The sequence below is a fragment of the Ruminococcus sp. genome, assembly GCF_016287535.1.
In the GTDB taxonomy this organism is placed as follows: domain Bacteria; phylum Bacillota; class Clostridia; order Oscillospirales; family Ruminococcaceae; genus Ruminococcus.
This window is the reverse complement of record NZ_JAEFAJ010000005.1, coordinates 1-16,124: the sequence shown is the minus strand read 5'-3', so window position 1 is coordinate 16,124 and position 16,124 is coordinate 1. Positions and strand designations below refer to the sequence as shown.

The 16,124-nt window shown below is 39.5% G+C and carries 7 protein-coding genes; 6 read left to right on the top strand and 1 reads right to left on the bottom strand.

What is annotated here, in order from left to right; all coding sequences use genetic code 11:
* Nucleotides 1-113: 113 nt before the first annotated feature.
* A complete protein-coding gene (locus QZZ36_RS03680) occupies nucleotides 114-5,909 on the bottom strand; it encodes an Mbeg1-like protein (protein ID WP_295076899.1) in 5,796 nt (1,931 codons plus the stop codon).
* A 1,140-nt stretch (nucleotides 5,910-7,049) separates the two neighbouring features.
* On the opposite strand from QZZ36_RS03680, the gene QZZ36_RS03675 reads away from it, so the two are divergent.
* The 6 genes from QZZ36_RS03675 to QZZ36_RS03645 all read left to right on the top strand — a co-directional run bounded on the left by QZZ36_RS03675 (nucleotide 7,050) and on the right by QZZ36_RS03645 (nucleotide 15,455).
* Nucleotides 7,050-7,529 (top strand): DUF3841 domain-containing protein, encoded by a 480-nt coding sequence (locus QZZ36_RS03675; protein ID WP_295076896.1) that lies wholly within the window; start codon nucleotides 7,050-7,052, stop codon nucleotides 7,527-7,529.
* Between the two features lie 364 nt (nucleotides 7,530-7,893).
* Nucleotides 7,894-8,427: an SMI1/KNR4 family protein gene (locus QZZ36_RS03665; RefSeq protein ID WP_295076894.1), complete on the top strand. Its 534-nt coding sequence runs from the start codon at nucleotides 7,894-7,896 to the stop codon at nucleotides 8,425-8,427.
* Nucleotides 8,428-8,505: 78 nt separating this feature from the next.
* Nucleotides 8,506-9,720, top strand: coding sequence for a hypothetical protein (locus tag QZZ36_RS03660; protein ID WP_295076891.1), 1,215 nt, complete (start codon nucleotides 8,506-8,508; stop codon nucleotides 9,718-9,720).
* Nucleotides 9,721-9,988: 268 nt separating this feature from the next.
* Entirely contained in the window at nucleotides 9,989-11,044 is a 1,056-nt protein-coding gene (locus QZZ36_RS03655; protein ID WP_295076889.1) for an O-acetyl-ADP-ribose deacetylase, read from the top strand.
* Nucleotides 11,045-11,154: 110 nt separating this feature from the next.
* The gene (locus QZZ36_RS03650) at nucleotides 11,155-11,805 is read left to right on the top strand and encodes a vWA domain-containing protein (RefSeq protein WP_295076886.1); all 651 of its coding nucleotides are present in this window, start codon (nucleotides 11,155-11,157) and stop codon (nucleotides 11,803-11,805) included.
* A 794-nt stretch (nucleotides 11,806-12,599) separates the two neighbouring features.
* A complete protein-coding gene (locus tag QZZ36_RS03645) occupies nucleotides 12,600-15,455 on the top strand; it encodes an endo-1,4-beta-xylanase (protein WP_295076884.1) in 2,856 nt (951 codons plus the stop codon).
* Nucleotides 15,456-16,124 lie beyond the last annotated feature (669 nt).

Below are 16,124 nucleotides of genomic sequence, written 5' to 3'. Positions count from 1 at the left end.
ATGACATTACCGTTCAACGGAAGGTTTTGATGAGTTGATTTTAAATAATAATATGTCTTTCTTTAAACTGATAATCTTAATTTAGGTTGATTTCATATTAATATAAAACCTTCTTACTGCATAGATGAGTTTATAAGGAGCTGGTCAAGTGCTGAAGAATCTGATATGATATCACTGATATTTATACCGCTGGATATCTGGCTTTCGTTGCTGAATGCCGACATATTTTCTGCAAGTATCATTGCCTGGATATTTGCCATATCAGCAATTTCATTGCTTTTGTCTCCGATGCTTACGCTGTCCGTTACCTCTGCGATAACAGCGCAGTCAGCTGTGAGCTCGCCCGTGAATACATCATCTGTATAAAGGGCGCTGAGATATTCAGCATTTGTCTGCTCAACTGTTACTGCTGCTTCGGTTTCATCAACGTCAACAACGATTTCTGCTGTATCGTAGTTGATATGTGCCAGAACTTTTCCGTCATCGAATTCAAGCGTAAAGTTCCTGTAATATCCGTTGTTGAATGAGGTGATCGTCAGCGTTTCACCTGTTTCGGCTATTGTAAGGATCGCTTCTTTATTTCCTACGGTATACCTTACATACATATCCTCAGGCTTTAATCCTACCAACTTTATTCTGTTCTTTCCGTTATTGTCGGTTATGACATCATTTCCATAGCCCTTGCCATAGATATATGTATCATCTCCGTTAGCTCCGTACAGCTGATCGTTTCCGGCTCCGCCGTCAAGTATATCTGCTCCGCCTGTTCCGTTGAGAGTATCATCACCTTCCAGTCCGTAGGTTATACTATTTTCATAGAACGGCGATATTTTATCTTCTCCGTCTGTTCCCATTACATTAAGGAACGGACTTCCTGCTTCGTTCAGTGCCAGTACCTTTCCGTCATCGAATTCAAGCGTGAAGTTTCTGTAATATCCGTTATTGAACGAACTGATCGTCAGCGTTTCACCTGTTTCGGCTATTGTAAGGATCGCTTCTTTATTTCCTACGGTATACCTTACATACATATCCTCAGGCTTTAATCCTACCAACTTTATTCTGTTCTTTCCGTTATTATCGGTTATGACATCATTTCCATAGCCCTTGCCATAGATATATGTATCATCTCCGTTTCCTCCGTTAAGAGTATCGTTTCCTGCTCCGCCGTCAAGGATCTCATTTTTAGCTGTTCCGCTTAAAACATTATCATTTTCGTTACCCAGGATGATCCTTACACCTGACATTATTTCAAAATCGGCGGTATTTTCAGAATACTTTTCTTTGAATGCAGTTAAATATTCCGTACCGTTTTTGTCATCATAAAGCTTTAAGTAAGAGCATATGCTGCTTATGATATCGTTTTTTTCCTTATCATTTGCAAATGAATCATACAATGCTTCATCCAAACCTGATGTATCCAGTATGCTATTACCGTCTTCATCCGTAATCTCATCAAGGAGATCAACATACGAAAAAGCTGATGTGCCGGAGTTGAGCAAATTGAAGTAATATTCTTCAAATTCATTACTCAGCTCATTAAGGATCGATGCTGCTTTTGAATTGGGATTTGCGCCGTCAACTCCTACAAATGAAGTTATTCCCATTATAGTTTCAATAACATGAAGATCACGGGCATCTATATTGCTTCCTCTTGAAGCAGCATCTATCTTGTCTGCTCCCGATAATACATAAAGTATCTTTTTGGCAAGAATCCTTTTTTCAACATAGTCGCCCGAATTGATAAAGCGATCATATAATTGCTTTGCCTCGTTTGTTTCGCTGTCATCTATGAATCTTTCAATACTTGGAAGATTGCCGAATGTAAACGCGCTGTTAATGCTTTCACCGTTTACATTGACCTCCTGAGTATCAAAAGTATGTACCTCAAACCAGTGCTCGCTTATATCAAGAGTTTTACCGTTATTAAGTCTGACTTCAGTTGTTTCGGTTATCGAGGTTTTGGTATCAGTATCAACAAAGCCTTTGTTTTCAGTATTCAAGCTTATCGAAGCTATACCAAGCTCAGAGAGAGTCTTCAGTTCACCTTCCTCTGATACACCATTGCGCTTTTCATCTATCCAGACTCTGAGCTGATCAAACAGACTGTCGTTCTTGTCGATCACTCCGTCACCGACAGCTCCTGTTGCTTCATCAACATTATCATCAAGCTCTGCAAGTGCTTCAAATCCAGATGTGGAGGTTTCTCCGCTTGCCAGCGTTACCTGATCGCCGAAGAGCTCTCCGCCGTTCGTGATCTTTCCGTCACCGTCCCTGTCAAGAGCCAGGAAGCCTTTATTTGAATCTATCCAGGCAGTTTTCTCTGCTACACCATTATTATCAAGATCAAAATATACACCGTTCTCTATTCCGACAAGTCCGTTATTATCCTCATCATTGCTGAAATTGATTATGAGCGGATCACGAGGCGGCTGTGCTTTGGTAGCTTCTTCATGCTCTTTAACAGCCTTACCTACGATATCTCCTTTATAGGAAGTAATGTAACTTGAAGCAGAACTGCGAACACCAAGCCAGCTATCTTTGGTTCCCTTCATCTTTTTCAGCGAGTATTTGCCGTCTTTGGATTTTTCAGCAGAGTATATCTCGTTCTGATCACCGAAATTGATTGCAAAATTTGCAGAAGTTTTATCATAATCACGGATAGTCAAAGTCGAACCTGTTGATTTAACAGTAAATACGAGATTATGTACAGAGCCTTTAGAGATTTCTATTGATATGTTTGAAATATCTGTATCAGCAAAATTGATCAGATTATGACCTGATGAATCCTTAATGTAATCATGACCGTCCAGCTTGTAAAACTTATATGTGTCGTTGCCAAGCTCGCCGTACATCTCATCTCTTCCGGTTCCTCCGGATAAGGTGTCGTTATCGCCGTTTCCATACAATTTATCGTCTCCGGCGTTTCCATACAGGGAATCCCAACCGCCGTCTCCGTAGATCCTGTCATCGCCTTTGCTGCCGTAAACGGTATCGTCACCTCCTATATCTTCCTTTTTGTAGTCACCGTGAACAACTGCATTTTCATCAATAAGAGTTATGGTATCATCTCCCATACCGCCCCAGACCTGTGAAAGAGAGATATCGTCGCGCAGTTTTGAGCCTGTGAAGTATATAGTATCGTCGCCTGTTCCGCCAAGGATAATAACCTTTCTATCATCATTGGAATTTATTTCATCAGCTCCAGAAGCATAACCAAAATAGAGATCCTTGTTTGTATTATGATCATATGAGATAAACTCGCCGTACTTATTTCCTAAAACAAGATGATAGCCATGACGGGCTAAAACATCTGTTATAAAAGACTTATACTCATTATATTCTCTTAATTTTGTTCCTACATCGTCAGAAATATCTTTTATATCACCATGAGAATTATTCCACAAATACTCTCTTACTATTTCATCATTACTTGATCCAAGTATATTATTGTTTTTATATGCTTTCAAATCATCGCGAATAAGCGGATTTCTGTTTGCAAACATAGCAATATCCTTGATTATCGGATCATCAAAGCTTTCTTTCAGCAATGTATAATATATGTCATCACTTGCAATTTTTAAGTTACAAATCAGTTCTAATGCATTATCAAATACTGCTTTAGAAATTGCTCCTCCTAAAACCAGCTTATCAACAGTAAAAACTATTCCACCCAATACGCCAATTGTTACAACATTCATGATCATATCAAAATTAATGCCATGGTGCATCAGATCACTCGTAAAATTATATATGTCCGTTAGGGTAAGGTCATGCGTTTTTGCATAGAAGGCTATATGTCCGATAAGGTTTGCTAATTCATTAAAATGATCCGTTAATATTTCATTTTCAAAAGAAGATATAAAAATGTTTTCTCCTAATTCTGTTATATTATCTATACCAATATCTGTTATGGGTTTAAAATAATCGCGGTTCTGAAGAATTGAAAACATAATAGCTTGTGTTCTTACTTCTTCATTTTTTATATCTTCTGTAGATTTCATAACCTCCAAGGCTAAATGGGCTTTTCTTACTTCATCCGTTGAAATATCCGGGTACATATCGATTAAATTTTCAACGATTTTATTATAATCAAGGTTTAAATGGATTCCAAATATGGATTCCTTAAGCTTTCCATCATTATTTTCGTCAACAAAACCGTTTTCCATAAAGTATGCAAGGAAATTATTAAGTTTTTTGTCTTTTTTACAAGCGTTAACTAAATAATCCGATAACCCCTTAACCTTTGTTATTGAAGCTTTTTCTTTGACAGAGGCAAATGCCGGTATATAATTATCATCATTGTATTCAAATTTTGTATAAGGTCTTATAAAGTCATAGAATTCGTCACCATATTTCTCATACATTAAAGAAAACAGCTCTGCAGTTGAATCTCTTCCACAACATAAAGCGGTACCTATAAGATCGTTTGTAATGTATTGACTGCACCAGTTACTAAGAGAATTTAAAAGCCCTGCATTTTTATTTAAGACCTTTTTTTTCTCTTCCCAGTCTTTATTTTTATATGATCCTCTGTGTTCCCATTCAGTAATGTGGTTACACAGCCAGTCAGCGATCTTTGCGTGAAAAGCAACACCTTCATAACCTCTGGTAACGTCTTCAGCACATATAAGATCTGTATAAACTTTAAGTATATCAGGCTCAAAATTAATATAGTTACCGTCTTCATCCTTGAGATTATAAAGTTTATCCTGATATTTTTGACAGCTTTTAAAATTCTGGTTTGATATTCCATCAAGGAACTCAATAAAATCGTCAAAGTAATCATTGTATGTATAATATAACTTCTCTAATCCTGGGATTATGATGTCATTTATGTTGTAATTATCGAACTTTTCTATACTATAACAATTTTCGCTGCAATACTCATCGAATGAGCCTTTGCCCTTAGGATACATATCATACAGAACCTTTGCAACTTCAATACTATTGATCGATTTATCGGTTCTTTCATCAAAATCATCATCCTGAGAAATAGAGAAATGTAAAAATTGGTACAAATCAGAATTTGCACCTGTTACCAGCTTATAATAATCCTCATTATCTTGTGAAAAGAAGCTATTGGGCGCCATATTTTCTGCCATTTCACCTATACCGTATCCTTTGGTATAGATCTGTTTTGCACCCGGAAGCTGATTAAGAAGCCCGTGATAAACATCAGTTTCCAGAGAATAGTTAATGATCAGCTTTGAGCGTTTCTCGATCTCCTCACGATGATCATTTATAAACTCCTTGGAAAAGCCTTGACCGTCAAAGCTTACACAGCGTTTGATATCATTGCAGAAAATTGTTGCATACATTGCCTTGTTTCCGCCGTTTGCATGGCCTACAACTGTGATATTACTGCCAAAGAGATTGTCGATCCTTTTAGCATAGGACAAAGCTCGTTCCTGCGAGTCGGTCGACACAGCGGACGCAGCTTCAACATTATCAGCCCATTCATCAGGACCGGTGGTGCCTTTGTAAACTATGATCGCTTCTTTATTTGAATCGGCAGTATTTGAATCATCAGTAAAAGTCAGCGCGAGGGGAATCCTTACCAGATTTTCTTCTTTTATTTCCTCATAAGGGTGCCCTTCTCTGTACTGTCCGATATCAACATATTTACCTTTTTCTGAGTCAAAGTATGCAGCCCTGTATAAGTTATGGTTCTCCATAACATCACGGAGAACAAGGTGTGATATCCTGTGGTTAGGGTCTTTAAGATAATTAATTATCTTCGCCCATTCCACGCCGCTTATTTCCGCATCGCATATTGATTCGTGATATGCCATTAACCGAACAATAGCTGCGTCATCAAAAATACTAAGGATTTCTGAAATAGTTTTTCCATTATGCTGACTGTTTACTTTTGAAAAAGAATCATTAATTCCTGCCTTTTCAGCTACCATTTCATCAAGATATGTAAGCTGCTCGATCATACAAAGCTCTTCATCAGTGAGCTTTTCTACATATTTACCATTTAAAACCATTTTTATTTTCTCCTTAAATTTAATCGGTTTTATTAAGAAAAATATTCTTCAATAGAATATTCATTTGTGCACGATTTCCATCTAAATGTTCACCATGTAATAAGTTTTTGAAAGAGTAAAACGAAAAATCATAAAATTCCAAATAAGAATCAGTATCATATATATCCGCGATTTCGCCATATGTTATCTTGGTAACATCATAATCCTTTATTATATTAATTCTATGCACACCATCTAATTCATGCTCATAAAGTCATTTAGCATATTTAACAGCAAATTCTTTCAACTGATCTGAGTTGAAGTATTCCTTTATTCACGAAAATTATGTCAGAACTCTACCAAGTCCTCACTTAAAGTATACATCAGCTCTTCAGTGTTTGCGGGAAGTCACTCTGCCGCAAGCTCTTATTACCAGTGATTGAGAACTGCTTGTTTCTTGCCTTGCGTTGCTGTTATGGCGCATGATCCGAGACATACCACAGCCGTGATAATTGCAACAAATAAAATTATCAGTTTTTTCATTTTTTCCTCCTTTCAAAAAAATCAAAATACGCCCCTGGGATATAATAATCTCAAGAGCGTATCATTAAGCATATTTTTTACATATGCCACTGTTATATCATTTGCTACAACATAACAAACAGTCCCCCCAACCTGTGCAGCACAATATGTAATATAATCCCTAAATCTCATAATATCACGTTTTTTCAACAATGTCAAGTATTTTATGACTGGTTCACCAGAATTTTTTTACTTGCAGATCGGCTTGCACCGGGTTTACCTTGATTCCTGAGCCAGTGATAATAGCCTGTTTCTCTTATTTGCCGAATTCTGCATATAGTTTCCTACCGTTCCTGTTCTGACTTTACCTGGATTATATCATGACACTTAATTGAAATAGCTTGCCAAATATGGTATAATTATGGAAACTATCAGAAAGGAGCAGCGGATAGCTCTTATATATTATGATTCTATGGACAATACAACCTGCTGAACTATATGCTCAGATAATTGAAGACGGTTATTATAGTTTTGACGCTGATTAAAGGCGACGTATTTATGTTTGAAGCTCAAAAAGACTATAACTGGCTTGCAAATGAAATGAAAAAAAGAATAGGCAAACCGTCCAAAGATGTCGAGTATCCTGTATGGGCATGGTATATCCATGACTCAAGCAGAAAAAAGCCTGACCTTAGAAAGACTGGCTTGGTCAGAAGAGGCAAGCGAATGGTCTGCCTTGAGATAGATATTCCCGATAATGAAGTTGTTTTATCCGACGAAGAGGCATGGCATTTTGTGATTAACGACTGGTATTTAAGCGGTGCAACAGATGAAGCGGCATTTGACAAGGATATTTCATGGTTTGAGAGCCTGCCTGATAATAAAAAACAAGAGGTAAAGCTCATATCATGGCAGCGTATTTTTGACATAGAGCCTTTCGCTAACGGCTTTGAAATTAAAGGAAGATACGTACAAGCTACATTCTGGGAACTGAGAGCTGAACAAATAAGAAAGGTTCAGTTTTTTACCGCAAGATAAATACACTGTCAAATGAAATAAACTCGTGTTGAACCCATGGGAAGGGATAAGCCTTGACAACTACGAAAAACACATGAGCCTTGATTCCGTAAAGCAGCTTCAGGCGTTGAACACCATAATGAAAGAGCAGTTCGAGGTACAACACAAAATAGAAGAAGCGGCACTCACGGCTGATTCGAACGAGATCAGCTATTCGCTGATATTGCAGGAGGCATATTCTCTGCATAATACCATTCATCAATTGACAATTCACGGAGCATACTATATAATTATAATAAATTATACAGCCCAGAGTTGTCTGCAACTACGATTGCTATTGATACAAACTCACAAAATCCGTAACAAATAAAGTGAGGTAACGATCATGTCAGAAAATTACATTCCACCCGTAAGACAGGATATAAACAATGCGGTAATTCCGAAGAATGCGGAGTTTTACGAAGAAATGAAGCTTCTTGTTCATCTGGCAAAGAATTATCCCGACGACGTTGAACTCCGGCTGTTCGCTCCTGTTTCAGAAGAAGAAATAGATAGATTTGAAAAGCGTACAAATATCAAGCTTACCGATGAATTAAGGGACTTATTCAAGTTTACAAACGGTTTTTACCTTAGTCCTTCAAATCTTGAGATCAGCACACTTGACCAGATTGAGAAAATGCCTGATCCCGAATGGGATAATACAAAGAATTATATGTTTCTTGGCGATATGATCGGCGACGGCGAGCTTGTTCTCCTTGACCTTGACACTAACAAGATAATAGCAAATGATCACGGCGATGAAGAAGAATACGATGATATCACAACTCTTCTCGAATGTATCATTGCAGACTTCTTGGACGGTGAAGTTGAGGACGATGAATTAGAAGAATATCTCGATGGATGGGACGACGCTGAGTAAGCGGATAAAACAACAAAATCAAACCATATCAGAAGGGAAATAACAATTTTTTTCAGACCGGAAATACAGGTGAATAGAATGTCAGATGTAAAAGAATTTAAATGTCCGTCATGCGGAGCTCCCATGTATTATGATATCGACAGAAAAAGTATGTCATGCAGATTCTGCAAAAACACATACGATATCGAGTATATTCGCTCTCATTTCAATGAAGGAACTGATGAAAAAAGTTCTGATTTTGACTGGATAAAAAGATCAAAAGCGGTATGGGAACCCTATGTGAATGATAAGATCGAAGAATTTGACTGTCCTTCATGCGGCGGAAAAATAATAACCGCATCTTCGACAGGAACGGCAAAATGTCCTTTCTGCAGCCATGATGTTATAATATCTTCCGATTTTAAAGGAGATATACGCCCTGATAAAGTAATACCGTTCAATATATCTAAAAAGGAATTTGCGGATAAATACACGGAATATATTTCCGATATAAAAAATGTTCCTAAGTATTTCAAGAGTAAAAACGCATTGGCTAACATAACGGGTTGCTATATACCTGTCTGGGGCTACAGCTGTACCTGCGAATCAGTTGTTGATTCAAAATTAAATTCTTCTATAACTGTCAGGGATTATCCGATACTTGCAAATGACAAAAATATGGGATGGAATGTTTTTTATTCCATGTGGCCTTTCAATTTCAACGAGGCAGATGATTTCAATGAATCATATCTTACGGGCTTTTATGCAAGCAGATATACTATCGGTGCTGAAAACGCAATGAGAGATGCGGATTACAGAATAAAGGTAGCCTGCCCTGTGAATAAGCTCAAATCTGAAAGCGGAACTTCTGACCTTGAAACAGCTGATATAAAAAAGATGATTCACAACAGGGAACTGACATATTATCTTGTTCCCGTATGGCTTTTGAATATTACGTATGAAAAAGCAAATTATACTATTGCAATGAATGGTCAGACCGGAAAAATGTGTGCTGACAGCCTTCCTGACAATCCATTGTATCATCGCTTGTATAAAATAATATATCTTATCCTACAGCTGGCAGAATTTGCTGCGGTATTCCTGTATTTTAAACCTTACCTTTTTGAAACAGAAATCGATTCTGAAATTATAGGTATAATTGTAATGATCATATTGGCCTGCATATTCGTCCCTCTGGTGTTTAATGTAATGGTTTCTTCTTTAATTTGCAAGATCTTATTTTTCAGGAAGAGAAAGAAACAGGATTCAATTGAGAAAAAACGCTATTTTTACGTAAGTGATTTTCTTGAATAAATGCCGTTCACTAACACGTTATAACTCATTCTTTTGCAATATGGAATTAACCGGAAGTAAGAAATAGTTTTAGGAATTATCATACTCAACTAAAATGAACTGGTGCAGATTTTGTGACAGTTCATTTTTTGTTTTATTTGCAACAAATGAAAACGACTCCTGTCCCAATACAGACAGGAGCTGTTTTATATAATATTACATAAGTATTGATAATCTGCGCCAGGTATGGTATAATTTGATAAATCAAAGTTAAAGGGAGGTTACTTGTATGCCTTTCAGGATAATCAGGAACGATATAACTAAAGTCAAAGCCGACGCTATCGTCAATGCTGCAAATTCATCATTGCTGGGCGGAGGCGGAGTTGACGGTGCTATACATCATGCGGCAGGTCCGCAGCTGCTGGAGGAATGCAGGACTCTCGGCGGCTGTAAAACAGGTGATGCAAAGCTTACAAAGGGATATGCACTTGACTGCAAATATATCATACATACCGTGGGTCCCGCATGGCATGGCGGTGATAGGGGAGAGGAAGAGCTTCTGCGATTATGCTACAGGAACTCCCTTGCGCTTGCAAAGGAAAACGGCTGCGAGAGCGTGGCTTTCCCTCTTATTTCGTCTGGTATATATGGCTATCCGAAGGACAGGGCTCTGGACGTTGCCGTTTCCGAATTCAGAAGCTTTCTTGAAGAAAACGATATGGACATCACGCTGGTCATATTTGATAAGGACTCATTTGAAGTCAGTTCAGAAATAGTCGGCGAGATAAGGCAGTATATCAGCGATGCCTACGCTAAAAAAAGCGCAGCTCTCGACAAAAGAAACAGGGACAGCGAAACAGCTCTTGGTATGTACCATACCGCGGAAGCAGCTAAACCGCTCGGACTATTCGGCAGGAAAAAGGAAAGCTCCGCAAATATCATGCCCGTGGAAGCTGATATCTGCTGTGAAGCGAGCGCTGACCTTGAAGATCTGCTGAAAACCCATGACGAGTCTTTCTCGGAAGCTCTGCTGCGGCTCATAGACGAAAAGGGCATGACAGATGTTGAGACCTATAAAAAAGCCAATATCGACCGCAAGCTCTTTTCAAAGATACGCAGCGACAAGAACTACAAGCCGAAAAAGCAGACGGCTGTGGCTTTTGCAGTAGCCCTTGAACTTGATCTCGGCGAAACGGAAGAGCTTCTGAAAAAAGCAGGCTTTGCACTGTCGGACAGTCTGAAATTCGACCTGATAATCCGCTATTTTATTGAACGCAGCAATTATAATATCTATGAGATAAACGAAGCGCTGTTCGCCTTTGACCAGAGTTTAATAGGTTCATGATTTGTCGCCTTTGAAGCGACCAAAATACCTCCGTGATGATGTATACTGTAATTACAGTAAAGGAAACGCAAAAGCGCTTCCGCAGAAAACATCAAAACGGAGGTATTATTATGAAAAAGAATCTTACTGAACTGGTATTTATCCTTGACGAGAGCGGCTCAATGAGCGGACTTACACCTGATACTATCGGCGGCTTCAATTCACTTATTGCAAAGCAGAAGAAAGAAGAGGGCGAAGCACTTGTCTCAACTGTATTTTTCAGCAATGATTCCAAAGTGATACATGACAGGGTGAAGCTGGAAGATATTCCCAAGCTTACCGACAGGGACTATGTTCCCTCAGGCTGTACGGCTCTTCTTGATGCAGTGGGAGACGCAGTTCACCATATCGCCAATATCCATAAGTATGCCCGTGAGGAAGATGTTCCCGAAAAGACGCTGTTTGTCATTACAACGGACGGTATGGAGAACGCCAGCAGGAAGTACAGCCACAAGGACGTGAAGAAGCTCATCGAAAAAGCGCAGGAGGAAAGGGGCTGGGAGTTTGTATTCCTCGGAGCTAATATCGACGCAGCCGAGACCGCTGGTTCAATCGGTATCAGAGCTGAAAACGCAGTTGACTATCACGCTGACTGCTGCGGTACGGAAGTTCTTTACGAAGCTGTCGGCTGCGCTGTAAGCAGTGTAAGAGCCAAAAAGGGTCTGAATAAGGCATGGAAGTTCTCTGTAGAAGCTGACAATGAGCGCAGAAATAAGAAATAAGCTATAATACAAACAAAAAGGCTGGACTTATAAAAGTCCGGCCTTTATAGCTTATATTTAGTGGGTATCTGCATATTAGCATACTGATACGCAGAGGGTTACACAAATTTTAGGATAGACTCCGAAAAGACATACTCTTGTAAAATGAGTTGGTGCATAATCTGCGCCAACTCATTTTTTATATTGAAATAACATTCACTTGAAAAGATAATGATACAATTCACTTTTGACGCTTACTATCAAAACAAGAAAGGTTTACATTTTATAAAGTATTCATGCTGTTCTGATAATGCAGGCGCTTGCAAATCCGAATAAATACGGATTAAATGGAACAGATCCAAGACATATTACCGAAAAAGGATTAAAATATGCAGACGCATACGGCGACGGTCTCACTGTTAATGATGCACAGCACATACAGCTTTACCTTTTAGGAAAAATCAGTTTCTTAGATTAATACAAAGAGAAGCTCCGACATTAATGCCGGAGCTTCTTTATCATGAATAATTGAAACCAAATATAATAAACAAACCAATTTTGAAATCCTTTTTAGATTCTTTTCTCAGACTGAACAGTAAAATGGAATATGCCAAAATAAAATGCTAACCGTTTTTTGCTTTTTTGTTAGCATAAATTGCGGTTTTTACTGTATAATCTTTACAAATCTATATAAATATTGTATATTATGTATAAACTGAATAGCGCGTGAATTTGTGGGATGCTTAATCCCGCATCAATTAAATGAGGCAGAAAGAAAAACATCAGACAAAAATGTGTAATGAGGGGTGATTTATTTGAATTTGAAAAACATCAAAAGAGTATTCAGCTGTACTATATCTGCAATGGTGATCGCGGCAAGTATGCCTGCAGCTACAGTTATTAAAGCTGCTGACCAGCAGACACGCGAAGATATCGGCGGTTTTGATTTAGGCGATATGGGCGGCGATAATGCAGGCGGCGAAGGCGACGCAACTCATGAGGACGCAGGCAGCACGGAGGGCGTAGCAGCTCACCAGAACCTTAACTACACCTACGAAAAGGGGGGTGACGGCTTCAAGGATTACATGGGACCGTACTTCCGTCTCGGAACTGGTGTAGGCGGCTTTGAAATTGGCAAATCACAGGCTCAGGAATTCATCAAGAAGAACTACAACTCTATCACCTGCGAAAACGAAATGAAGCCTGATTCAATCGTTGCAGGCGTAAACGGTGATGAAGTAGATATCAGCCTTTACGGCGCAAGCGCAATACTCAAGTTCGCTGAGGAGAACGGCATAGGTGTTCATGGTTATACGTTTGTATGGTACAGCCAGACACCTGCTTATCTCTTTCAGGACAATCGCGAATATGTTTCCAAGGAGCGTATGAACAAGCGTCTTGAGAGCATGATAAAGAACACATTCGCTCAGATCAAGTCCGATTATCCTGACTTACAGCTCCATTCTTATGACGTATGTAGCGAGCTGTTCGTTAACGACGGTGGCGGAATGAGACCTGCAAGCAACTCCAACTGGACGAGAGTATACGGTGAAGGCAACTCAGAGTACGTTGTAAACGCATTCAAGTATGCAAGAGAGTATGCTCCTGAGGATTGTAAGCTTTATCTCAGCGATTATAACGAGTACATGAGTGCAAAGACGGATGACCTTATAAATATTGCAAAGACAATCATGAAAGAGGGAGATTATATTGACGGTATCGGAATGGAGGCTCATCTTGATACAAGGTATCCTTCGGCAAGCGAGTTTGAAACAGCTATAAAGCAGTTTGAGTCACTCGGACTTGACATTCAGATCACAGAGCTTGATATCTCAAACAGCACAGGTCCTGTCGATCAGCTTTATCCTCAGATCTTTGAGGCAGCTATGAAGCACGCTAAGAACATCTCCTGCGTGACCCTCTCAAGAACAACAGACGAGAGTTTGTGGAGATACGACAACAATATACAGCTCCCGTTCAGTAACTATAAGCCTAAGCCATTCTACAATGACATTATAGCTCTTGCTGATAAAATAGATCCTCCTGTAACTGCAACTACAACAACTTTAACTTCGACTACCACTACCACAACAACTACTACCAATACCACAACAGTTACTGCTACAACAACAGCTCCTGTTGACTTTAAGGAACTTCTTGAATCAAAGGTTTCCAAGTGGGGCGACGCTAACTGCGACGACGGTATTGATATGGGCGATGCTGTAATTATAATGCAGTCCCTCGCTAACCCGAACAAATATAAGCTCTCAGATCAGGGCAAGTACAATGCAGACGTTTATGAGGCTGGCGGCGGTATAACAACAAATGACGCAGCTGCTATCCAGAAGCACCTCTTAGGACTTATCAAGTCACTTCCCGAAAACTATTCATCAGGCATTAATACAGTTCAGACAGCAGCTACAACTAAGGCTGCTACAACCACAACAACTACTCAGGTTACTACAACTAAGGCTGATACAGCCACGACTACTACTCAGGTTACTACAACTTATGAGAGTACAAGCAGCACTGGGAACGTGGCAGCTCACCAGAACCGTAACTACACATACGAAAGGGACGGCAACGGCTTCAAGGACCACATGGGTCCGTACTTCCGTCTCGGTACTGTTGTAAGTTCCTTTGAAATTGGCACCTACCAGGCTCAGGAGTTCATCAAGAAGAATTATAACTCTGTAACCTGTGAATATGAAATGAAGCCTGATTCTATCGTTGCAGGCATAAACGGTGATGAAGTAGATATAAGCCTAAGCCAGGCAGGTAAAATCCTTGAGTTCGCAGAGCAGAACGGTATCGGTGTTCGTGGTAATACGTTTGTATGGTACAGTCAGACACCTCAGTCTCTCTTCAAGGACAATGACGGATTTGTTTCCAAGGACCGTATGAACAAGCGTCTTGAGAGCATGATAAAGAATACATTCTCACAGATCAAGACCAACTATCCTGATCTCAAACTCCATTCATACGATGTCTGCAACGAGCTGTTTGTTAACGACGGCGGTGGTATGAGACCTGCAAACCGTTCAAACTGGGCAAAGGTATACGGCGAAGGAAACACAGAGTTCGTTGTAAACGCATTCAAGTATGCAAGAGAGTATGCTCCTGAGGAGTGTAAGCTTTACCTCAATGACTATAACGAGTACATGAGCGCAAAGACGGACGACCTTATAAATATGGCCAAGGCAATCATGAAGGAGGGCGACTATATCGACGGTATCGGAATGGAGGCTCACCTTGATTCAAGTTATCCTTCGGCAAGTGAGTTTGAAACAGCTGTAAAGCAGTTTGAAACGCTCGGACTTGACATTCAGATCACAGAACTCGAAATCACTAACAGCACCGGTACTAACGGTAAGCTTTATCCTCAGATCTTTGAGGTAGCTATGAAACACGCTAAGAACATCTCCTGCGTGACCCTCGCGGGAACAACAGACGAGAGAAGCTGGAGATGCTATGAGAACGGCGGTTCACCGCTTCCGTTCAGCAACTATCAGCCTAAGTCATTCTACAATGACATTATAACTCTTGCTAAAAAGGCAGGTCCGGGGGCTATAACTTCGACTACAACTATCACAACCACAACTACAACTACAACAACTACTACCAAGGTTACTGCAACAACTGTTGTTGTAAATAACGACGATCAGGTATAGGCAGACAAGAAGCTCTGCGCTATCTCATTAGATGACGATGCATCAGCTACCAGCAATTATGACCTGGCTAAATGATAATCGACGCTCTTATCAAGAATAACATGACAGCTACATTCTTCATCGTAAGCGCAAACCAGACCTGATCCCCAAAATTACAAAAATGAGCCGAGGAATTCTTCTTCGGCTCTAATTTTATATATGGAATGTTATCCGAAAAGTTGGAACTGCTTACAATAAAAGAAAAGTGTGAAGCTGATAAGTGGACTTTCAGAACACATTTTCAGGGTGGACTGGAGATAAAAGATACGGCTGAAAAGATGATGAAATATGCTTAAATTGAATAATAGACTATCCGTTTTTTGCTTTCTTGTTGACATAAATTGCTCTTTTTGCTGTATAATATTTACAAATCTTTACAAATGGTGTATATTTATTGGAGAAATATATAAATTAGAACGGGAATTTGGGGGATTTTTATCCCACTTCAACTAAAGGAGGGAAGTAAATAAATTCAGGCAAAAAACAAACAAATTATTTATAACGAGGAGTGATTATTTTGAGTTTGAAAAACATTAAAAGAGCAGTCAGCGGTGCGGTTTCTGCATTTGTGATAGCAGCAAGCTTACCGGCAGCTTCAGCTGTAAACGCTGCTGACCAGCAGACACGAGG